At 68.9% G+C, this 21,902-nt stretch carries 21 protein-coding genes; 2 read left to right on the forward strand and 19 right to left on the reverse strand.

Annotated features, from left to right (window positions below; all coding sequences use genetic code 11):
• Positions 1-19: 19 nt before the first annotated feature.
• Positions 20-580, forward strand: coding sequence for an RNA polymerase sigma factor (locus ACPYN9_RS04880; protein ID WP_424464413.1), 561 nt, complete (start codon positions 20-22; stop codon positions 578-580).
• Positions 577-1,527, forward strand: a complete 951-nt coding sequence (locus ACPYN9_RS04885; protein ID WP_424464415.1) for a hypothetical protein — start codon at positions 577-579, stop codon at positions 1,525-1,527. The genes ACPYN9_RS04880 and ACPYN9_RS04885 overlap by 4 nt, the downstream gene beginning before the upstream one ends.
• A gap of 84 nt (positions 1,528-1,611) precedes the next feature.
• On the opposite strand, the gene dacB is transcribed toward ACPYN9_RS04885, so the two are convergent.
• The 19 genes from dacB to ACPYN9_RS04980 all read right to left on the reverse strand — a co-directional run bounded on the left by dacB (position 1,612) and on the right by ACPYN9_RS04980 (position 21,894).
• A complete protein-coding gene (gene dacB, locus ACPYN9_RS04890) occupies positions 1,612-3,204 on the reverse strand; it encodes a D-alanyl-D-alanine carboxypeptidase/D-alanyl-D-alanine endopeptidase (protein WP_424464417.1) in 1,593 nt (530 codons plus the stop codon).
• 71 nt (positions 3,205-3,275) lie between these two features.
• Positions 3,276-4,475, reverse strand: a complete 1,200-nt coding sequence (locus tag ACPYN9_RS04895; protein ID WP_424464418.1) for a serine hydrolase domain-containing protein — start codon at positions 4,473-4,475, stop codon at positions 3,276-3,278.
• A 193-nt stretch (positions 4,476-4,668) separates the two neighbouring features.
• Complete coding sequence (locus ACPYN9_RS04900; RefSeq protein WP_424464420.1) at positions 4,669-4,887, reverse strand: hypothetical protein; 219 nt, start codon at positions 4,885-4,887, stop codon at positions 4,669-4,671.
• A gap of 102 nt (positions 4,888-4,989) precedes the next feature.
• Positions 4,990-6,012: an MBL fold metallo-hydrolase gene (locus ACPYN9_RS04905; RefSeq protein ID WP_424464422.1), complete on the reverse strand. Its 1,023-nt coding sequence runs from the start codon at positions 6,010-6,012 to the stop codon at positions 4,990-4,992.
• 260 nt (positions 6,013-6,272) lie between these two features.
• On the reverse strand, positions 6,273-7,256 hold the full coding sequence (speB, locus tag ACPYN9_RS04910; protein WP_424464424.1) for an agmatinase: 984 nt from the start codon (positions 7,254-7,256) through the stop codon (positions 6,273-6,275).
• A gap of 509 nt (positions 7,257-7,765) precedes the next feature.
• Positions 7,766-9,058 carry a M20 family metallo-hydrolase gene (locus tag ACPYN9_RS04915; protein ID WP_424464426.1) on the reverse strand — a complete coding sequence of 431 codons (1,293 nt, stop codon included), beginning with the start codon at positions 9,056-9,058 and terminating at the stop codon, positions 7,766-7,768.
• Entirely contained in the window at positions 9,055-10,029 is a 975-nt protein-coding gene (locus ACPYN9_RS04920) for an NAD(P)-dependent oxidoreductase (RefSeq protein ID WP_424464428.1), read from the reverse strand. The genes ACPYN9_RS04915 and ACPYN9_RS04920 overlap by 4 nt, the downstream gene beginning before the upstream one ends.
• A 10-nt stretch (positions 10,030-10,039) precedes the next feature.
• Positions 10,040-10,822 carry an amino acid ABC transporter ATP-binding protein gene (locus ACPYN9_RS04925; RefSeq protein ID WP_424464430.1) on the reverse strand — a complete coding sequence of 261 codons (783 nt, stop codon included), beginning with the start codon at positions 10,820-10,822 and terminating at the stop codon, positions 10,040-10,042.
• Entirely contained in the window at positions 10,822-11,769 is a 948-nt protein-coding gene (locus tag ACPYN9_RS04930) for an amino acid ABC transporter permease (RefSeq protein WP_424464432.1), read from the reverse strand. The genes ACPYN9_RS04925 and ACPYN9_RS04930 overlap by 1 nt, the downstream gene beginning before the upstream one ends.
• Before the next feature lie 39 nt (positions 11,770-11,808).
• Positions 11,809-12,699: an ABC transporter substrate-binding protein gene (locus ACPYN9_RS04935; RefSeq protein ID WP_424464433.1), complete on the reverse strand. Its 891-nt coding sequence runs from the start codon at positions 12,697-12,699 to the stop codon at positions 11,809-11,811.
• A gap of 172 nt (positions 12,700-12,871) precedes the next feature.
• Complete coding sequence (locus ACPYN9_RS04940; protein ID WP_424464435.1) at positions 12,872-13,465, reverse strand: helix-turn-helix domain-containing protein; 594 nt, start codon at positions 13,463-13,465, stop codon at positions 12,872-12,874.
• Entirely contained in the window at positions 13,462-15,138 is a 1,677-nt protein-coding gene (locus tag ACPYN9_RS04945) for a thiamine pyrophosphate-binding protein (protein WP_424464437.1), read from the reverse strand. Before ACPYN9_RS04945 ends, ACPYN9_RS04940 begins: the two co-directional genes overlap by 4 nt.
• Before the next feature lie 3 nt (positions 15,139-15,141).
• Entirely contained in the window at positions 15,142-16,155 is a 1,014-nt protein-coding gene (locus ACPYN9_RS04950) for a dimethylarginine dimethylaminohydrolase family protein (RefSeq protein ID WP_424464439.1), read from the reverse strand.
• Between the two features lie 163 nt (positions 16,156-16,318).
• Positions 16,319-16,786: an SRPBCC domain-containing protein gene (locus ACPYN9_RS04955; protein WP_424464441.1), complete on the reverse strand. Its 468-nt coding sequence runs from the start codon at positions 16,784-16,786 to the stop codon at positions 16,319-16,321.
• A gap of 172 nt (positions 16,787-16,958) precedes the next feature.
• Positions 16,959-18,473, reverse strand: a complete 1,515-nt coding sequence (locus ACPYN9_RS04960) for an MDR family MFS transporter (RefSeq protein ID WP_424464442.1) — start codon at positions 18,471-18,473, stop codon at positions 16,959-16,961.
• 95 nt (positions 18,474-18,568) lie between these two features.
• Positions 18,569-19,783, reverse strand: a complete 1,215-nt coding sequence (locus ACPYN9_RS04965) for an ABC transporter ATP-binding protein (protein WP_424464443.1) — start codon at positions 19,781-19,783, stop codon at positions 18,569-18,571.
• The gene (locus ACPYN9_RS04970; RefSeq protein ID WP_424464445.1) at positions 19,780-20,655 is read right to left on the reverse strand and encodes an ABC transporter permease; all 876 of its coding nucleotides are present in this window, start codon (positions 20,653-20,655) and stop codon (positions 19,780-19,782) included. Before ACPYN9_RS04970 ends, ACPYN9_RS04965 begins: the two co-directional genes overlap by 4 nt.
• Positions 20,652-21,488, reverse strand: coding sequence for a molybdate ABC transporter substrate-binding protein (gene modA, locus ACPYN9_RS04975; RefSeq protein WP_424464446.1), 837 nt, complete (start codon positions 21,486-21,488; stop codon positions 20,652-20,654). The genes ACPYN9_RS04970 and modA overlap by 4 nt, the downstream gene beginning before the upstream one ends.
• Positions 21,481-21,894, reverse strand: coding sequence for a TOBE domain-containing protein (locus ACPYN9_RS04980; protein ID WP_424464448.1), 414 nt, complete (start codon positions 21,892-21,894; stop codon positions 21,481-21,483). The genes modA and ACPYN9_RS04980 overlap by 8 nt, the downstream gene beginning before the upstream one ends.
• Positions 21,895-21,902 lie beyond the last annotated feature (8 nt).

Genomic DNA, 21,902 nt, shown 5'->3' on the forward strand with positions numbered 1-21,902 from the left:
TTCTGGGCATGTAGGTGATGTGAGCCCGAACAGACTCGAGAGCCAACGCGCAGAGCGCTTCTCCGCGCTGTACGACGACGCCTACGTCGACGTGCTGCGCTTCATCGCCAGGCGCGCATCCCTCGACGCCGCTGAGGACATCGCGCACGAGGTCTTCCTCACCGCGTGGCGTCGCTTCGACGACGTGCCCTCCGTTCGCGACGAAGCCCGAGCCTGGCTGTTCGGCACCGCACGCAATTGTCTGCTGCGCGAGTGGCGCGACAGCGGCAAGCGGACCGCGCTCGGCGTGCGCATCGCGGACGCCGAAGAAGCTCAGCTGCTCAGCGACGAGGCGCGGACGGCCGACACGCGCCTCGACCTCGCCGCAGCCTGGAAGCGACTCGAACCAGCCCACCAGGAGGTCCTGTCGCTCGCGATTTGGGAACAGCTTCCTTCGTCGCTCGCCGGAACAGTGCTCGGCATCAGCCCCCAGAGCTACCGCGTTCGCCTGCACCGCGCCCGGGCAGCGCTCCGTCAGCACCTCGACGACCCGACACCACAACCGCACTCCCCCTCGACTGTGACGGAGCACCAGCCATGAACGGCGACGACGACATCCTGCAGCAGCTGCGCAAGCTCGATTCTGCGGCCTTCACAACTCTGACCGAGAAGCAGCGCGAGAAAGCGCAGGCGGTCAAAGCGAGCATCCTGGCCACAGATCCCGACCAGAACCAGCAGTCGGCCCCAACGATCCGCCGAAGCAAGGGCCGCACACGCACACGCACACGCACACGCACGCGCCTCGCATGGAGCATCGGCCTCGTCGCCGTGACGGGCGCAGCCGTGGCCGCACTTGTCTTCGCTGCCACCACCTATCTCGGCAGCCAGGCCCCCGTTGTCGGCAGCGCACCCGATGCGACGAGCACTGCGACGCCGACGCCGCTCCAGGCATCGGAAGACCCGCAGCTCACGGAGCCCGAAGCCGTCGCGGCCTGTGTTGAGGCGTGGCGGCCAGACCCCTCCGTCCAATCACCAGAGCGGTACAACGCCACCTATGTCAACGACAAAGCCATCGCGAACATTGTGGACGGCGAATGGCAGATCACCCTCGTCCCGACGCAGCAGACTCAGGCCGAATGGAACCTCTACTGCAACTCGACCGGCGAGCTCGTGACGATCTACACGAACGGGTACGAGGATTGGCCGACTCTCGAGCCAACACAGACGACCACGAGCGGCGCGACGATCTTGCTAGCCGCCATCCGGGAGCCGGAAACCCTCATGGAGGCGAACATCGGTGGGACACTCGGGCTGAACGAAGGCGGCTGTTGGATCGTGATCCAGGGCGAGTACCGGACACTCCTGCAGTTCCCGTTCGGGTCGCAGCTTACTCAAGACGGTCTCAGCGTCGATGTACCCGGGGTGGGAACAGTGGGCGTAGGTGACACGATCTCGGGCGGGGGCGGCGTCGGGCCAGCCGTGCCAGAAACGCCTGCAGTCTGCGGCGGCCCCGCACAGTCCATGGTGTTCTGGCAGGCAGCCACCTGACCCGCCAGGGACGGGCGGCACGATCTTCGAGCTGGCCACCAGCTCTACCACGTCGCAATCGAGACGTGACGGCCACGCGTGCGGTCAGTACGCCTGCTGGATGATCGCCGCGACCTTGCCGACGTCGTCGTTTGCCTCGAAGACGCCGGCCATGCCGTCGTAGAAGGCCTGGTTGACGATGATCGTGAAGGCCAGGTTGCGACCGCTCTCGGTCTGCATGACACCGCCGAGGGTCTTCGTGCCGAGCCGGAGCCGGCCGTTGAAGGCGTCCGCGCTGGCGAGTGTCCCCGTCTTCGCGTACACCTTCCCCGCCGCCGGGCTGTCCTCCTGCACGTCGGCGAGGGAGCCGTCGACGCCCAGGACGGGCAGCGTGTCGCGCCAGCGCTCCGCATCCGGTCGCTCCGCCATGAGCGTCTGGATCTGCACGGCGTTCTTCGGCGTGATGTAGTTGCCCTCGAGCCCGGAGCCGTCGATGAGGGATGCGCCCGTCGTGTCGAGGCCGGCGTCTGCCCAGATCGCCTGGGCGACCCCCATGCCCTGCTTGTCGCAGTTGTTCTTCCCGGCGTCGACCGCGAGGCGGCAGATGAGGGTTTGCGCGCCGCGGTTGTAGCTGACCTTCATGACATAGGTCACCTCCTCCTCGAGTGGCAGCGACTCCAACTCGGCGACGGCGGGCAGCGCTTCGACAGCGTCCCGCTCCGGGAGCGCCGATTTGTGGTTCTCCGCGAACGGGTCCGCGCCGACGGTGACGCCCGCACGCTCGAGGGCCTCGATGAACGCCGTGCGGGCGAACGTCGCCGGGTCATCGAACTCGTACACGCGCAGCACGGGGTCGGCGTCCACGGCGATCGTGCCGGACACGACGAGCGTGTTCGGGTCGTTCGGCGACGGTTTCGGTGGCGAAACTTCGGTCTCCTCGCCCGCGGGCACCGTCTCCACCTGGAGGTCGAGCTTCCACTGGCCGACCGCTGGCGTGAGCGCCGCAGTCGCAGGCTGGCCGGCCTCCCCCGGCGTGACAAGCACGTCGAGCAGGTTCTGGTTGATGACGATCGGCGTGATCGGCTGCTCCGCGAGCGTGCCTTGGAAGAGCCGGTCGTCGATGATCACGTCGCCGCTGACCGCCGTAATGCCCGCAGCCTTCACCTGCGCGGCGAGCTGGTCGAGCCCCGCCAACGGATCCTCCGGCGTGAGCGTCGCGCCCGGCAGCGGGTTGGCGTCGTTGTGGTCGAGGTTCGTGAAGCTAACGGTGCCGTCGTCCTTCGTGCGCCCGCCCATCGTCAGGTCGCCCTGCCCGACCAGCACGAGGTCTCCGTCCAGGGTGCCGGCCGTGACCTCGCCCGACTGCTTCACTGGCGTCGTGACCGTGTGATCCGGCCCCCACTTCACCCAGGCCGCGCCCGCGCTGTACGTCTTCACGAACGAACCGGGCTCGGCGAGCTTGTCGCCGTCCAGGTCGATGAGCGTCTCTCCCGTGTCGAGGTCCTCAACCGAGATCGACCACCGACCGCCCGCGAACTGCGGCTGGTTCATGACCTCGAGCGCCTCATCCGGCAGGCCGGGCACCGACACGAGCGTCGCACCATCCCATACCGGCGCATCCGCGCCCCCGGCATCATTCGCGTCGGCCGCGACGCACCCCGTGAGCACCAGCATCGCGACGGCCCCCGCTGTCACCATGCTTGCGCCGCGGCCGAACCCTATACGGCGCATCCACCCGGCACCCGTGCCTTGGGCTGGCGCGCCGAGCCTCATGCGCCCGCTCCGTTCGCGAGCACCCCGGCAAGCGCGCGGAACCCCTGATCCGCTGGATGCGCATCCGGATTGTTCGAGACGTTCATGTAGACGACGATGCTCGCCCCGCTCGCCGGGTCGTAGAAGGTGGCCGCCGTGAAGCCGAGCCCCTCGCCGTTGTGGCCGCGCCAGCCGTTCGTCTCGCCCATGCCGACCGCGTAGAGGTCGTAGGGCGGCTTCGGGATCTCGTGCCCGATCTCCCGTAGCTCCTGCGTCTCGGGCTTCAGCAGGTGACCCTCACCCAGGGTCTCCGCCCACGCCCTGCCGTCATCGAGGGTTGAGAACAGCGAACCCGCCGGTCCCAGGATCGACGAGTTCTCGTCCATCGCGATCGCCGAGCCATCGTCGATGACGTAGCCCGTGGGATGCGGGCCCGCCCAAGCTGCCGCATCCGTCAGATACGTCGTGCCGGTCTGGCCGAGGGGCGAGAGGATGCGCGCGTCGAGCGCCTCTGCGTACGGCTGGCCCGTCACCTGCTCGATGACCGCGCCGAGCAGGTTCGTGTTGGCGTTCGTGTAGAGGTACTCGGCACCCGGCTCGAACTGCGCAGGCTCGTCGATCACGAAGCTGTTGAGCTCGTCAAGCGTGTAGAGCTTCGCCGGGTCGGCCTCGAACTCGTCCTGAAACGCCCGGGTGACGTAGTCGGCATTGCCGCTCGACATGTTCGCGAGCTCGAGCAGCGTGATCCTGTCGCCGTTCGTGATGCCGTCGACGTACTGGTCGATCGTGTCGTCGAGGCTGAGCTGGCCCTCGTCGGCGAGCTGCAGAATGAGCGTGACCGTGTACGCCTTGGTGATGCTGCGGATCGGCCACGACATGTCCGTCGTCACCGGAGTGTTCTCCTCGACGTTGGCGAGGCCCGTCGCGGTCGTCCACGAGCCCTGCCCTGGAATCCAGACGCCAGCCGCGGCTCCCGGTACGTCGTACTCGGCCATGACCGTGTCGAGCGCAGCCTGCAGCTCGTCCCGGAGCTCCGCGGGGAGCTCCCCTTCCGGCGCCGCAGGGCGCGTCACTTCCGGTGAAGCGGGGTCTGCCGTACTGCCAGATGCGTCGCCGCCCGCATTCGCGCATCCGCTCGCCAAGAGACCAACGACGGCCGCCAGCGCAGCGAAGCCGAGCAATCTCGCAGAACGTGTGGAGGCAAGTCGGGTCGGCATGAGTCCTCATTCGTCGAGGTTCCCTGAGACGTATCGGGGGAAGACATCTCAGGAATCACCCTCACGCACGACGGCACGCCGCAGAAGGGACCTAGGTCCCTGTTGTTGGCAGAACTCGCGTCAAGACGTGTGCCGGGTCAGCCTCGCGGGGGTGCGGACCGGACAAGCCGGGAGCAACTCAGCCAGCCGGAACTCAGCCAGAGGGGTTCTCCACGGGAAAGCCGTCTTCGTCGGTGCCGTCTTCCAGATCGACCTCGTTCGCCGACGTTGTCGAGTCTTCCGGTCGTGGCCCGTCAGGGTCGCCGCGATCCTCGCCCACCGCGCGCACACTCTTCAACGCGTCCCGCTCGGCCGCCTCTGCTGCGCTCGGTGTGCCGGTCGTCGGGCTGGTGCCTGCTTCGTCTGCTGTCATGCCTCGGACGCTACGCGATCAAGACCCACAGCCAGCCGGGGTTGCGTTCGCCAGTGCTCGATGCATGCCCGAATCGCGACGGCCCAGCAGCGGCACACGCCACTACACGTGCCCCGTGCGCACCGCATCCGCGTGCATCGCCGCCTGCTGCAGCGCGGAACGGAAGGTGAAGCCCGACAGGTGCTCCCAACCCGCCGACCACGTGAGGCGGGACGCAATGTCGAACACCGACGCCTCCGGCGTGGCTTCGAGTGCGCGGGCAACCTCGTCAGTTCGACGCTGGTGGTGCTGCGCGTGCTCGGCGCAACGCTCAGCGAGGCCGACGAAACGGTAGCCGTGGCCCGGCACCGCCTCGTCCATACCGAGGTCAATGACACGGCGCAGTGAGCGCTGGTACTGCAGCACCGGGTTGTTGCCGTCGACTCCTCCGAGGCCGAGGCCGGGGTGCAGGACGGGTGCAACGTGATCGCCGGTGAACGCGAGCCCTGACTCCTCGTCGGCGATCGTCAGGTGCCCCGGCGTGTGCCCAGGGGTGTGGACGGCGCGCATCCGCCGCCCCGGAATGTCGATCAGCTGGCCGTCCTCGACGAGCACGTCGGCTCGCAGCGAGACGGGCGTCGCCGACCGCCCGACGAGGGCGAGGACCTCGGGGTGGCGTTCGACCGGCACTCCCCAGCCGACGAGCCTGGCCCGTTCAGCCTCGACGTCTGGGCGGAGCCCTGCGAGGCGATGCAGCGCATCCTGCTCGGCCCGGTTCAGAACAACGGGCGCTCCCGTCGCGTCGCGGAGGCGCTCGGCTAAGCCCAGGTGGTCATGATGCAGGTGCGTTGCGACAATCGAGCGGACCTGCGCGATTCCGTGCCCAGTCGCCTCGACGGCCGCAGTCAGCGCCGCTAGGTTCTCGTCCGAGCCCGAGCCCGGATCGATGACGTGCACGCCGCCCGCATCGTCGGCCACGATCGATGTGAGCGTGCTCGGGATGCGCCCGCCGGGTGTGGGGCCGGCGGGCATCGGCATGCCCACGGTCCAGATGCCATCCCGAACGAGCTCGAGCGGAGCCACCAACCCGGCACGCCAGGCAGACTCCTGCGCGCCGCTCGTCGCCTTCACGCCGGAACCGCTCATGACGCCTTCACCAGGCGATACGAAGTCCGGCACGCGTTGCATCCCATGTCAGAAGCCTAGGACCCCTGCCTCCCGCATCTAGCGGCCAGGCAGCGCGAGCGACGCCTGCACTCGCGGCTCGAAATGGCCGCGCCTCGTGACCAACCGCAGTGCAATATCGGCCCGAACCGCCTCCGAAAGGGCAATCCGGCTCGATATTGCACTGCGGTTGGACAGTACGCGCGGCGAGCCCGCCCCGGAATGCCCGGCCCCGGGAACCGCTACCGGCGCACCGCGAACATCGACACGAGCTCGTAGACGACGTGCGCCGCAGCAACACCCGTGAGCTCAGCGTGGTCGTAGGCCGGCGAGACCTCGACGACATCAGCGCCGACCACGTTGAGATCGGCCAGGCCGCGGAGGATCTCGAGCAGCTCGCGGCTCGTCATGCCGCCGGCCTCCGGCGTCCCCGTACCCGGCGCGTGGGCGGGGTCGAGCACGTCGATGTCGATGGAAATGTAGAGGGGACGGTCGCCGATGCGCTCGCGCAGCTGCTGCACCACCGCATCCGCACCGCGCCGGTAGATGTCGGCGGAGCTGACAATGCCGAAGCCGAAGCGCTCGTCGTCGACGAGATCCTGCTTGCCGTAGAGCGGGCCGCGAGTGCCGACGTGGCTGAGCGCATCCGTGTCGAGGAGCCCCTCCTCGAAAGCGCGGCGGAACGGGGTGCCGTGCGTGTACGCGGCGCCGAAGTAGGTATCCCACGTGTCGAGGTGCGCGTCGAAGTGGAGCATCGCGACTGGGCCGTGGATGCGCGCCATGTTGCGCAGCAGCGGCAGCGCGATCGTGTGGTCGCCGCCGATCGTCACGATCTTCGCGCCCGTGTCGCTCAGCGCCTTGGCAGCCGCCTCGACGGTGCCGAGCGCCTCCTCGATGTCGAACGGGTTGACCGGAACGTCGCCCGCATCCGCCACCTGCTGCGCCGCGAACGGCGACACGTCGAGCGTCGGGTGGTAGGGACGCAGGAGCCTGCTCGACTGGCGCACGTGCGCGGGGCCGAAGCGAGCCCCGGGGCGGTAGGAGACGCCGCTGTCGAAGGGCACACCGACGATCGCGACATCGAAGTGCTCGACCTCGTCGACCCGTGGGAGCAGCGCGAAGGTCGCGGGCCCTGCAAAACGCGGCACCTGCGCCGAGTCGGTCGGACCGACGTTGCCATCCTGTGTCACCCGAGGCGGGTTCGTCCAGAAGAAATCGTTGCTCACTGTAGGGCCTCCTTGCCGCGTGCTTCTGGTCTGAAGCTAGCGAAACGAAGCCGCGAAACAGCGCGCGCTTTGCACAGGACATCCGAGGTTCAAGTGCAAACTGCACGGTGCCCTATGCCCGTGCGGCACTCGAAGGGCGCACGCGACGCCGTGCATCCGGAACGGAGAGCCCGCGGCGGACGGCATCCACGGCGTCGGCACTGGCATGGGCATCGGGGGTCGACGTCTGCACTGGGATCGCATCGGGGGTCGACGTCGGCGTCGGCGTCATCACTGCCAGCCGAAGTGCCGTTCTTGAGCACCCTAATACGGCCGTTTGGCTGGCAGCGATGACAGGCGGGCGCGCGGATGCGGCCGTTCGGCTGGCAGCGATGACAGGCGGGCGGGCGGATGCGGCCGTTTGGCTGGCAGCGATGACGGGCGGGCAGGCGGGCGGGCGGATGCGGCGACCGCGCCAGCAGGTCAGGCCCGAGGATGTCGGGTGCCGCTCAGCGGCCCGCCCACACGCTTCAACTGAGGTCGCCGCGAACCAGACGCCGGACGACGCCGGTGAGCACGTCGAGGCCGGCGACGAGGTCGGCGGGCTCCGTGTATTCGCCTTCGTTGTGGGAGATGCCGTCGACGGAGGGCACGAAGAGCATGACGGTCGGCACGAGCTCCTTCATGTTGGTGGAGTCGTGGCCCGCGACGGTCATGATCTCGTCGTTCGAGAGACCGAGCTCCTCCGCGACCGAGCGGGCGAGCTCGACGCCCTCGGGCTGGTACGGGTTGACGTCCCAGGAGTGTGACAGGGTGCGTTCGATCTCGACGCCGGCCTTGGCCTCGATCTCAGCGAAGCGGGCGTCGAGCAGTGCGTTCGCTTCGGCAAGGAGCTCCTCGTCGTCGGAGCGCAGGTCGAGCAGCAGGGTGACTTCGCTGGCGACGACGACGGGCGAGTTGGGGTACACGTCGAGCTGCCCCACGGCCGTGTGCAGCTTGCCAGGGAACCGGTCGGTGAGCTCGCGCGCGAAGACGACGAGCAGCGAGGCGCCGTAGAGGGCGTCCTTGCGGTCTTCCATGACGGTCGCTCCGGAGTGGGCTTGCTCGCCGCGAACGACAACCCGGTACTTGCTGGCGGCCCAGGTGGCGGTGACGAGCCCGATGGTGGTGCCGGCGTTCTCGAGCAGGCGGCCCTGCTCGATGTGGATCTCGGCGCAGAGCGCGGCGACGGGTCCGTTGCCCTCGCCGAGGAAGCCGGTGGGCCGGAGGGCTTCTTCGACGCTGATGCCGGCTTTGTCGCGCACGGCGAGCGCGTTCTCGAGCGGGAGCACGCCGGTGTAGACGGACGACCCCATCATGGACGGCACGAAGCGCGAGCCCTCTTCGTTGAACCAGTTGACGACGGCGACGTTGTACGCGGCGTCGGCGAGGCCACCGGATGCGGCCGCGTCGGCGATGCGGAACGCGGCGTGGGCCGCGGCGAGCACACCGTAGGCGCCGTCGTACTTGCCTGCCGTCGGCTGCGAGTCCATGTGCGAGCCGATGAGCACGTAGGGCGCGCCCGGCACGAGTTCGAGGAGGCCGAACTGGTTGCCGATGCGGTCGTACTCGACGGTGAAGCCCCGCCCTTCGAGCAGGCTCTGGAACCAGCGGCGCTGTTCGTTGTCGGCGTCGCTCGCGGCTTGGCGGTCGACGCCGCCGTGGCCGGTCGCGCCGAAGGTGCCCATGGTGTCGAAGTCGCGGAGGAAGTCGTCGTGCGCGTCGGTGGGGGTGGATGCGGTGGTGTTGGCCTGCGCCGTCGCGCGGTCGTGCTTCTCAGTCATGGAGTGCTCCAGTTGGGGTCGGCTGGTGCGCCGAGCTCGGCGATGATGTTGAGGGCCGGCTGGCGTTCGTAGCCGGCGAGCGCCGCATCCGACCACCAGGCCGTGTGCGGCGTGATGAGGGTGCCGGGGTCGGTGCGCATGGCGTCGCTCGGGTGCGGGGGCTCCCCGTCGAGGACGTCGGCGGCGTAGGTGCGAAGGGCGCCGCTCGCGAGCGCCGCCTGGACGGCAGCTTCGTCGACGAGCCCGGCGCGCGACACGTTCACGACCACAGCCCCGGCGGGCAACAGGGCCAGCGCATCCGCATCGAGGATGCCGCGGGATTCGGTCGTGAGCGGAAGGTGGAGGCTCAGCGAGTCGGATGCGCGCAGCAGCTCCTCGAGGGAGCCGACGAGCTCGACGCCCTCCGGCGCGACCTGCGCGTAGGGGTCGAAGGCGAGGATGCGCCCGAAGCTGGGCCGGGCGATCTGGGCGAGCCGGCCGCCGATGCGGCCGAGGCCGACGAGTCCGAGCGTGAGGGAGCTCAATCGACGCGGCACCTGGAGTCGAGCGGTGGCCTCGTCGGTCCACTCTCCGCTGAGCACGAGCTGCAGGCTGCGCAGCAGCGAGCGCTCTGCGGCGAGCAGGAGGGTCAGCGCGTGCGCGGCGACTTCCTCGGTCGCGACCCCCGCGAGCGTGACGATCTTCACGCCTCGCTCGGCGGCCGCATCCGCATCGATCATGTCGGTGCCGACGGAGCTCGTCGCGAGCACTCGGAGCGACGGCAGCTGCGCGATGACGTCGGCGGTGATGCGGGCGTACCCCACAACCGCCGCGACGGCGTCGAGGTGCTCGCGCGGGACCACGGCCTCCGGGCCGGGCGACGTCGGCAGCTCGAGGTGGGCCGTCGCGTACCCCGCCTCCCGCAGCAGCCGGGAGGCGGGCTCCTGCGAGAGGTCGGTGGTGTCGGTGAAGATGACGAGGGGGCGCGTCATGGCGATACTCCTACTTCAGCACGCGCGCGAGGAAGCGCTTCGTGCGCTCGTGCTGCGGGTTCTGAATGACGTCCTCGGGTGCACCCTCCTCGACGATGACGCCGCCGTCCATGAAGACGACACGGTCGCACACGTCGCGGGCGAACCCGATCTCGTGGGTGACAACAACCATGGTCATGCCCTCCTTGGCGAGCTTCGTCATCACCTGCAGCACCTCGCCGACAAGCTCGGGGTCGAGTGCCGACGTGGGCTCGTCGAAGAGCAGCACGCTCGGCTTCATGGCCAGGGCTCGGGCGATGGCGACGCGCTGCTGCTGACCGCCGGAGAGCTGCGACGGGTAGTTGTCGCCCTTGTCGCCGAGGCCGACCTGCTCGAGCAGCACCTTCGCGGCGGCGATCGCCTCGGACTTCTTGTGGCCGAGGATCTGCACGGGCGACTCGATGATGTTCTCGATCGCCGTCATGTGCGGGAACAGGTTGAAGCGCTGGAAGACCATGCCGATGTCGCGGCGGCGCTTCGCGATCTCGTTCGGGCGCAGCTCGTAGAGCTTGCCGTTCTTCTCCTTGTAGCCGACGGGCTCGCCGGCGACGCGGATGACGCCGCGGTCGGCGCGCTCGAGGTGGTTGAGGCAGCGCAGCAGGGTCGACTTTCCCGAGCCGGATGGGCCGAGGATGCTGACGACCTCGCCTGCGTGCACGTCGAGCGAGATGTCCTTGAGCACTTCGACGCTGCCGAACGACTTAGCGACGTTGCGCAGCTCAATCATGGGAGCGGCTGTGGTGAATGCGGGCATCAGCGGAGCGCCTCTCTGCGGTTGGGTAGAAGCGAGCTGAGCACGCGCTTCCACACGGGTTCGGGCGTCGCGAAGCCGCGCGACTTGCCGAGCTTGCGCTCGAGGAAGCCCTGGCCGATGCTCGCGACCGAGGTGAGGATGAGGTACCAGATGCTGGCGACGAGCAGCATCTCCATGCGGCTGAAGTCGGCTGCGCCGATCTGCTGGGCTCTCGTGAGCAGATCGCCTGCGCCGATCACCGACACGAGCGATGTCTCCTTGAGGAGCGTGACGAGCTCGTTACCCATCGGCGGAACGATGGAGCGCAGCGCCTGCGGCAGGATGATGCGGAACATGATCTTGCCCTGCGTCATGCCGAGTGCCTCGGCCGCTTCCTTCTGACCCGGGTCGATGGAGATGATGCCGCCGCGGATGATCTCCGACATGTACGCGGACTCGTTGGCCGCGAGGCCGAGCACAGCAGCCGTGAGCGGCAGGATGAGCGCGTTCGTGTCGAGCTGCACGAAGATGAGGTCGATCTGCGGGAAGAAGAGCGCCAGGTTGAACCAGATGAGGATCTGGACGAGGATCGGCGTCCCTCGGAAGATCCAGACGAAGCCGCTCGAGATTGCGCGGAGCACTCCGTTGCTGGAGATGCGCATCACGGCGAGCGTGATGCCGCCGATGATGCCGAGGATCATGCTCACCACGGTCAGCATGATGGTGATGAGGAGGCCCTGCATGATGGCCTCTGCGAAGACTCTCGAGCCGACCTTCTCCCAGCGGATGCTCGATCCCGTCGCAACGTCGTACGCGAGCTTCGCGAGGAAGATGAGCACGATCGCGGCGAAGACCCATTGGCCGTAGTGCCGGAGCGGAACGATCTTGGGGGCGTCGGCCGCGGGCGCGGCGGGGGCGGTCGAGACCGCTCCCGTCGCGCCCGTGGAGGGGCCGGTCGAGTGTGTCACTGTGCTTCAGCTCCGTTGTGGTTCTCGGATGGGGTGCTGCTACTTGGCGCCGTTGATGACGACTTCGGTGACGGCTCCACCTACCTGGCCGTGGGCGGCCAGGATTTCGGTGTAGGTGCCGTCGTCGACGAGCGACTGGAGGGCTGCCTGGATGGCGGCGCTCAGTTCGTTGTCCTTCGCGACTGCCATGCCGAGGGGCTCAGGCTGGAAAGGATCCTCGTTGGCGAGCTCGAAGCCGCCTGCCTGCTCGACGTTGTAGCTCGCGACGGGGTACTGGCTGACCGACGCCACTGCACGGCCGGACTGCACCTGGATGAGGGCATCGTTGTCGGTTGCCTGCGCCGAGATCTGGATCGGGTTGGATGCGCAGATGTCGGTGTTGAAGGCTTCGAGGATGCCCTGCTGCGCGGAGTCGCGGAGCACGGAGACGGCCTTGCCGCAGAGGTCGGCTTCGGCGGAGATGCCCTCCGGGTTGCCCTCGGCGACAACGATGCCCTGGCCCGCGTTGAAGTAGTCGACGAAGTCGTAGTTCTCCTGGCGCTCCGGGGTGTCGGTCATGGCGGCCACGACGACGTCGTAGCGAGCCGTGTCGAGCGACGGGAGGAGCGTGTCGAAGGCGACGTTCTCGATGGTGACTTCGAGGCCGAGCTTCTGCCCGACGGCCTTGATGAGGTCCATGTCGAGGCCGATGACGGTCGAGCCGTCAGCGTCGAGGTACTCGTAGGGCGGGTAGTACGCCTCGGTGCCGACGGTGAGGGTGCCGGCGTCGGCGATCTCCTGCGGGAGGAGTGCGACCGCGGCCTCGTCGACGGCGACCTCGGAGACGTCCGCCTCCGGGGCGTCGCCGGACGAGCATCCTGCGAGCAGTGCGGTGAGTGCGACGAACGAGGCGCCTGCCAGGCCCGCCTTCGTGAGCTTCTTGGATGCCATGTGAATTTCTCCTTCTCTTGATCACCAGCGGTGATCATCTGTAGGCAACATGCGTAATCTAGGAGGCAACTCGCCGCTCGAGGCGTCAAGTCACGCAGGGTTTACAAGGGTGTTACGTACCGAGCGAACGCTCGGTCTGTCCAGGTGTTCGACAGTACTGGGTGGATCGGGCTCAGGTGGTGCCTCCCCACGCCGCGGGAGCGAGCACCCAGAGGAGCTCAACCCCCTCGGTCGAATCGCGCGTGTGCCACGTGTGCGGCTCGCGCCCGTCGAGCGTGATCGAGTCACCCGCTTCGAGTTCCCAGGTCTCGGAGGCGAGCACCACCGTGATCGATCCGCGCAGCACGTGCAGGAAGTCGACCTCGCAGTTCACGGAGTAGAGCTCCTCGCCGCCGGTGCCCGACATTCCGGCGTCGACGCGCGAGCGCACGACTTGGAATCGGGGGTCGTTGCGGGGGCTGAGCAGTCGCTCGTAGACGTTGGTGCCGCCGAGGTTGATCTGCGGCGCGTCTTCGAAGCGGACGAGCTTCGCGTCTGGTGCGCTGAACAGCTCCCCGACCTCGATGTTGAGCACATCGCACAGTAAGACGAGCGTCGAGACGCTCGGCGACGTCTGGTCGCGTTCGACACGGCTGAGGAAGCTCTTGCTGAGGCCCGTGGCGCTCGCGAGCTGCTCGATCGTCATCTGCCGAAGCTGGCGCACCGAGCGGAGCCTGCCGCCGATCGCGGCCGGCTCGTTGCGCGGAACGACGGGCAGGGCTCTCATCGGTGCACCACAGGCCGGTGAGTGTGCGTGGGCTCGAAGAGCTCCAGCGTCGCGGGCAGCACGAGCACGCGCGGGCCGGGGGTGCGGATGCTGTCGGCGAGTTCGTCCGCGAGCGTCTCGAGGTCAACCGCTCGCGACTCGACGCCGAACGCGCGTGCCACGGCCAGGTAGTCGGGGCCGGTGAGCTCGGTCGCCGTCGCCCTGCCGTATGCCTCGTTCATGTAGCCGCGCAGCACCCCGTAGCCGCCGTCGTCGACGACGAGCCAGGTCACGCTGAGCTGCGATTGCGCGAGCGTCGAGAGTTCCGCGACCCCGTAGAGACCGCCTCCGTCACCAGAGACGGCGACCACGGGGGCACCGTTCGGGAGGTCGCGCGATCGCGAGGCGAAGGATGCGCCGATCGCGGCCGGCAGACCGAAGCCGAGGCCCCCGCACTGCCCGTTCTCGTACACGCCGCCGCGCGCATCCCACGCCGACCAGGCCCAGTAGGCGCTGATCGTCATGTCCCAGAAGGTCGCCACGTCGTCGGGAATCGCCGAGCGCAGCGTGGCGAGGAGCTCGCGCTCCGTGTCGAGCGGCTGCGCGTCCAGCCGCGTGCGCACCGTGACGAGCAGCTCGTCGATGGCTGGGCGCGCATCCGGACGCTCACCCGTGCCCGCTGCCCGCAGGCGGTCGAGCAGCCCCTGCAGCGCGAGCCCCGCGTCGGAGCGCAGCGCGATTGTGCCCTCGTGGTTCGCGCCCAGCACCCTCGCGTCGGCGTCGATGTGCACGACGACGCCCTTGGGCGCGAGGCGGAAATAGTTGGACGACAGTTCGCTGAGGCCCGTGCCGATGACCAGCAGCACGTCGGCGTCCTCGAGGAATTCCGTCGTTGCGATGTCCTCGATCCATCCCTCGGCAGAGAGCGGATGCGCCCAAGGGAACGCGCTGCGGCCGCCATAGGTCGTCACGACCGGGGCCTGCAGCTGCTCGGCGACCTCGACAAGCAGGTCACTCGCGCCGGAACGGACGACCCCGCCACCCGCGTAGATGCGCGGCGACGTCGAGTCCGCCAGCAACCGCGCTACGGCCGCGAGCTGCGCATCCGGCGCCTCGGGCGCCAACGCGTAGGCGTCGGCCGCGATGCCGCGCAGCTGGCCGTCGACAAGCTCGACGCTCGCCTGCTGCACGTCGTGCGGCACCTCGACGTACACCGGGCCCGCTGGCGCGCTCTGCGCCGTGCGCCACGCCTCGACGAGCATCGGAACAATCTGGTCGGCCGCGCGGATGCTCCAGGTGCCCTTCGCGATGCCGCGGAAGTGAGCCTCCTGGTCGCGCAGCTCGTGCAGGTACCCGTGGGCCTGACCGCCGATACCGGGCGTCGGGACCTGCGCCGAGATGAGGAGCACGGGCGAGCTCGCCGTCGCCGCCTCCTGCAGGCCGGGGAGCGCCGTCAGGGCGCCAGGTCCCGCAGACAGCAGGAGCGGCGTGACCGTGCCGGTCACTCGAGCGTGGCCATCCGCCATGAACGCCGCGTTGTTCTCGACCCGCGCCCCGAGGTAGTCGAGCGAACTGTCGCCAAGCGCGTCGAACATTGGCAGCGCGTGCTGCCCCGGGAGCCCGACAACCCGCTCAGCGCCGAGCGCCTCGAGCGTCCGGATGACGAGCTCTCCGCCGGTGACCTTCTCTGACATCGCTTACCAGTCCCTCTGCAGTTCCATGGTCGAGCAGTGCAGCCCGCCGCCGTTCTTGTTGATCTCGCGGTACGTCACCGGAATGATCTCGACGCCGTGCTTCGAGTTGAGCAGCTCCGCCGTGCGCGGCAGGTGCGACGGGAACAGCAGCTTGCGGCGGTCGAGCGTGAGCAGGTTGCACGCCCAGTCCTCCTGCGGCGCCACATCCACCGTCTCGATGCCGAGCTTCCAGAGTGCGTCGAGGAAGTCGTACGGCGCGATGCGGGAGTTTACGAGCGCCAGGTCGTCGTCGAGCATCGCGCAGCACAGGTCGAGGTGGATCTGGTAGCCGGGCATCTGCGAGTGGATGAGGGTAATGCCCTGCTCCTCGAGGATATTCCGCAGCTGCCGGTAGCCCTCGACGTTGCAGCGCACGGACGTGCCGAAGAACGCGAGGTCGGGACGGACCTTGATGAAGCTGCCGCCCTCCACAAGTCCCGTGCCCGTGATCGTGCCGAGGATCGGCATCCCCTGCGCGGCGACGGTCTGCGTGATCGACTGCTCTTCGCCGCGGCGCATGCGTGGCGCGAGTCGGCCGATGATCGCGCCACCCGGGATCGTGACGAGCGGGTCGCGCGTGAAGACCGACTTCGTGAAGCTCGGCGCCAGGTCGGGCGCCATGACGACCTCGACCTCGTTGTCCTCGAGCACCTGCACGAAGCTGTCGAACTCGGCGTGCAGCTTCTCAAGGTCCGGGAACTCGCGACCCGACCAGTACCAACGGCGGTCCGGGTCGACGTACGCGCCGATCTCGGGCATCCACGTCGACTCCCCGGCTCGCTCGACGGCCTCGAGCCCCGCGCTCGGGCGTCGCATCATGATCGTGCGCAGCCGCCCGACCTCGTCTTGCGCGCCCCACTTGCGACCCCAGTAGGTCGGCAACTCGGAGTCGGCGAGGAAGCCCGGTTCTGCCTCGGGGCCGAGGAGGCGGTGGAAGGCGCCGTCGGACATCTCGAGGGTGGGATCGACGTCGGTCATGTGAAAACCTTTCGTGGTCGCGTCGTTGCGACTCCAAGAAGTTTCGCTCACGACATCATGCGTTGTCTAGTGCGAAACTACGTGCGCGTGTTTCCGGGGGCGTGACGCGCGTGTTTCCGGCCCGTAACTTCTGCCGAGCCGCGGGTGCATCCGCCTCCCTGCCTCAGAGCAGCGGCAGGTCCTCCGCCGGGGCCTCGCCAAGGGCCTCACGCAGGAGCGGCAGCGCAGCCGTCCACGCCATCGTCTCGATCTCGGCCGACGACGAGTCAGCAGCAAGCCCCTCGAGGTCCTCGAAGCCCGAATGCCTGACCGTCAGCGCCGAGCCCCCGTCGGCCGGTTCGATCGTGAACTCCACGACCGTGCTGTTCTGCGGCTTCGGGTCCTCCTCCGGCACCGCGGCGAGCCGATAGCCGAACCGCCGCGGCGACTCCACCAGCGTCACCTCGCCCCGGAACGTGCCGTGCTCGGGCCAGTGCACGGCGAGCACACCGCCGGGCTCCGCCTCAATGGTCGCGCCGCCGAACGCGTACCAGGTCGCAAACGACTCCTGGTCGGTGAGCATCCCCCACAGGCGCTCGGGAGCGGCCTCGAAGGTGATGGACTTCTCGACGATCTCGGGGGCGTCAGCCATGGTCGCTCCTCAGCTCGATGGATGCTCGACTCCCCATCTTCGCAAACCTCGTCGAGCGGCGCGCGCGACCGGCATTCGACGCACACCCGCCGAAACGGCGACAGGGCCCGGCCCCGGGAGCTGTACCGGTGTCGGGCCCTGTCGCGTCGCTGACTGCGACCGCCGAACGCGCCTAGTGCGCCGCGGGGATCTCCGCGTCGGCGCGCTTCGGCGTCGACTTCACGAAGAACGTGCCGGCGATGGTCACGAGCGAGATGCACGCGCCGACGAGGAAGGCCGAGTGGATACCCTGCGCCTCCGCCGCGATCGGGCCGAAGCCCTGCCCGGCGGCTGCGACCGTCGAGTTCGCCATGACGACGACGAACATCGCGGTGCCGGCCGCGCCCGCCAGCTGCTGCGCCGTGGACACGACGGCGGAGCCGTGCGAGTAGCGGGACTTCGGCAGGTCGCCGAGCGCGCTGGTCATGAGCGGCGTGAACATGAGCGCGAGCCCGACCGAGAGGGTCACGTGAGCGGCGATGACCATCCACTGCTCCGAGTTCTCGCTGAGCATCGTCATGCCCCAGATCGCCAGGCTCACGACGATGGAACCCGGGATGATGAGCGGCTTGGTGCCGAGGCGGTCGAACAGGCGTCCGACGATCGGTGCGAGCAGACCCATCGTGAGGCCACCAGGCAGCAGGGTCAGCCCGGCCCGCAGCGTGTCGTAGCCGAGCACCTCCTGCATGTAGATGGGCAGCAGGATGATCGTGCCGAACAGCGACATGAAGCTCACGGCGAGCAACACGAACGAGACCGTGAACTGGCGGCTCGTGAAGACGCGCAGGTCGAGCAGCGCGGCGTCCTTGCGGGACAGCGCGATCTGGCGCCAGATGAACGCGCCGAGCGCCAGTGCCCCGACGAGGATCGGCACGAAGGCGGGGACGACCGCGGTCGCGGAGCTCTCACCGAGGCCCGAGAAGCCGTAGACGAGGCCACCGAAGGCGAAGGCAGAGAGGATGACCGAGAGCACGTCGATCTTGGCTTGGCGCGGCTCGGTGACGTTCTTGATGAACAGCGCGCCCAGCACGAGGGCGACGATGGCGATGGGCAGCACGAAGCCGAACATCCACCGCCATTCGAAGACCTGCAGGATGAGGCCGGAAACGGTGGGCCCGACGGCCGGTGCCACCGAGATGACGATCGAGATGTTGCCCATCGTGCGGCCTCGACGCTCTGGCGGGACCATGTTGAGCACCGTCGTCATGAGCAGCGGCATCATGATGGCGGTGCCGGAGGCCTGCACGATGCGGCCGAGCAGCAGGATCTCGAATCCTGGCGCGAGGAAGCTCAGCAGCGTTCCCAGCGAGAAGAGGATCATCGCCGCCATGAATACCTGGCGAACGTGGAAGCGCTGCAGCAGGAAGCCGGTGATCGGGATGACGACGGCCATGACGAGCATGAAGGCGGTCGTGAGCCACTGCCCCGTGGCCAGCGGGATGCCGAGGTCGGCGTTCAGGGCCGGAAGTGCCACGCCCATGATCGTCTCGTTGAGGATCACGACGAAGGCGGAGACGAGCAGGAGCGGGATGACGAAGCGAGTGCGGGGGTCGGTGCCCTGATGGCTCGCTGCATCGGCCGGGGCCGCGGATGCGGCTCCGGCTGGGGTCGGTTCGGCGTCGCGTGTCGCGGTGCGCGAGTCGGTCACAGTACTCCTTGAAGGGTTCAGAACGTGGCGCGCGGGCACGCCCGCACGGTTGCTGTTAACACCGCGGATGCACGCGGCATTCCCCGGCGCGTCGCTCAGCGCGTCGCGGCGAACGCGACGTGCGCTGGTGGCAGGTGGGCGATCACCGACTGGCCTTCGTGTAGTCCCCCTGGACTGCGTGCGCCGGTATCGAACGGGAGCCTCGCCGTGAGACGGGACGGCTGCCGCTGGTCGCCGATGAGCAGTGTAGCCGTCATCGAGCCGAGTCCTCGCTCGAGGCGCTCGACCTTCGCAGCCCAGACGTTGGACTGCAGTCGAGGGTTCGACGCGGATTGCCGCGCGTCCGCAGCTCGCAGCCCAGCGTCGCGCTCTTCGGGGAGCAGCAGCTGGACCCGGTCGCAGCGGATGCTCGCGAACATCCGCTCCCCCGGTTCGGCGGGTGCTGTGGGCGCGGTGGGCCCCGCATCCGCTCCCGCCGGACCCGCTCCCACCGGATCCGCCCCCGCCGGACCCGCGAGTCGGCCCTCTATCGCGCCAAGCGCTGCGTGCACGGCCACACCAGCGCCACGCCACTGCACCTCGAAGCCCGTACGGCCGACAAGGGCCGCGACGTACGCCGTCGCCGGGCCGTCGGCGAGCGCCTCAGGTGTACCGAGCTGCGTGATCCGCCCCCGCTCGACGACCGCGATCCGGTCGGCGAGCGCCGCCGCATCCGTCGCATCGTGCGTGACGACCAGCGCGGCCCCGTTGAAGCTGGCGAGCACACGACGCAACTCCGAGCGGACCGCAGATCGCGATTCGACGTCGAGGGCCGCGAGCGGCTCATCCAGCAGCAAGACCTGCGGCGAGGTCGCGAGCGCTCGTGCCAACGCGATCTTCTGCGCTTGGCCGCCAGAGAGCTGCCCGGGGCGGCGGTCGGCGAGCTCGCCGACGCCGAGGCGCTCAAGCCAGGCAGACGCGGCGGTGCGGGCCTCCGCCCGCGCGGATCCGCGAGCCCGAAGTCCGAAGGCGACGTTGTCGAGCGCGCTCAGGTGGCCGAACAGTGCGTAGTCCTGGAAGACGACGCCGAGGTGCCGCTCCCGCGCACTCAGCCGCACCCCGCTCGGGGCCTCCTCGGCCAGCACCGGACCGAGGCGCAGGGTTCCTCGTTCGAGCGGAGCCAGACCCGCGATCGCGCGCAGCAGCGTCGACTTTCCCGCCCCGTTCGGGCCGAGCACCGCGAGCACCTCCCCGGGGTGCACGTCGAGCGCGTACTCCGCCCGGAAGCCGCCGACGACAACGCTCGCATCGAGCGAGAGCCCGGCGGTCACTCCGGTCCTCCCCGACCTCCGGCCACGGCCTCAGCCTCGGCCTCGGCTTGAGCTCGTGGGGCGGTCGCCGTGACGCCCCCGATCCAGCGGCCCCGCAGCGCGAAGAGCACGAGCACCGAGACGACGAGGAGCAGCAGCGCCAGCGCGATCGCCGCATCGGGGTCAGACTGCATAGCGAGATAGGTCGAGATCGGCATCGTGCGCGTCACCCCCGGGAGGCTGCCGGCGAGGGTGATCGTCGCGCCGAACTCACCGAGGGCGCGAGCGAAGGCGAGCACCGCGCCAGCGCCGATCGCAGGCGCCACCATGGGCAGGGTGACGTGAGCGAACGTGAACCAGCGCGTCGCACCGAGCGTCGCCGCCGCATCCTCGACACGGCGATCCGCCCCGAGCAGGGCACCCTCGACTGCGATGACCAGAAACGGCAAGGCGACGAAGGTCTGCGCGACGACAACGGCAGCGCTCGTGAACGGCAGGCTGAAGCCCGTGAGCTGCGCGATCGGGGCGCCAAGGAGACCGGAGCGGCCGAACAGCAGCAGCAATGCGAGGCCGCCGACCACCGGCGGCAGCACGAGCGGGACAAGCACGAGCACGCGGACCACCCGATAGAGACGCTGGCCAGGCACCTGCGCCAGCGAGGCGAGCCACCACGCCAGCGGAACCCCGATCACCAGGCAGGCGACCGTGGCCAGAATCGCGCAGGAGAGGGACAGCCAGAGGGCCTCGCCCACGGCGGGCTGCGCGACGACGGCAGGCAAATCCGACCAGGGCACTCGCAGCACCAGGGCCACGAGGGGCAGCACCAGCAGCGCCAGAGCGACGGCCGCGAACGGGGTAAGCACCCCTGGAGGGCGCCGGATCTCCCCGCTCATGTCAGGCTGAGGAAGCCGGCTTCCTCGAAGACCTCGACGCCTCGAGCCGTCAAGATGAACTCGGTGAACGCGGCGGCCGCTTCCGGGTTCGGAGCTGCCTTGAGCGGGACGATGCCGTAGTTGTTGACGGCGTCCAGCGCCTCCGGAAACTCGATGGCCTCGACCTCGCCCGCAGCGCTCTTCGCGTCGGTCGCGTACACGAGACCGGCATCAACCTCGCCGAGCCGCACCTTCGTCAGCACCGCCTTCACGTCGCTCTCAAGCGTGTCAGGCTTCGGAACCACCTCGGTCTGCTCGAACACCTTCGCCGCCGCCGCCCCGCAGGGCACCTCGGCATCGCAGAGGGCGATCTTCAGCTTCGGGTCGGCGAAGTCCTCGAGCCCGGTGACGCCCGCCGGGTTGCCCGCCGGGGTCACGATGACGAGGGCGTTGCGGGTGAACGTCGCGGGCGTCCACTCGACGAGCCCCGCATCCACCACCGACTTCATGGTGGTGTCGCTGGCCGACGCGAAGACGTCGACAGGCGCCCCGCCGGTGATGATCTGCTGCGCGAGCGTCGAGCTGCCCCCGAAGTTGAGCGTGACGCTCACGCCAGGATGCTCGGCCTCGAACTCGTCTGCGAGCTGCGTAAACGTCTCGGTGAGCGAGGCGGCCGCGTACACCGTGACGGTGCCAGTGGGGCCCGTCTCAGTGGGCGACGGCGAGGTCTCAGCGCCCGCCGAGGGCCCCGGATTTGTGGCGCTCGGAGCGCAGCCCGCGAGCGCGGCCAGAAGCACGACACCGGCCGTGGCCGCGAGGGCGCGCACCGTTCGGAATCTGCGGGTCTCAGACACTGTGCACTCCTTCGATTCCCACATTGGTGGCCTTCACGCTGGCCACAACCACGCTGCCGACCTCCAGGGCGAGCTCGTCTGCGGCCTCGCGTGAGATCAGCGACACGATCCTGAAGGGTCCGGCCTGAACGTCGACCTGGGCCATGACCGTGTCGAGCGTGAGCTTCGTGACAATGCCGCGCATCCGGTTGCGAGCGGATGCAGGTGGCAGGTCGCCGAGTTCGGCCCGGCCGCTGCCCTCGGCCAGCTCCTTCGCGAGTGCGGCCAGCTGCAGACCCGAGACGGTCTTCGCACCGGCCTCGCCCTGCAGGTCGAGGCGACCGCCTGCGCCCCAGCGACGCACGGTGTCATCGCTGACCCCGAGCAGCGCGGCTGCTTCGCTCACGCGGTATCGCTGATCTGGCATGGGGGCAT

It is taken from the genome of Pseudoclavibacter helvolus (assembly GCF_049707175.1).
Classification (GTDB): Bacteria; Actinomycetota; Actinomycetes; order Actinomycetales; family Microbacteriaceae; genus Pseudoclavibacter; species Pseudoclavibacter helvolus_A.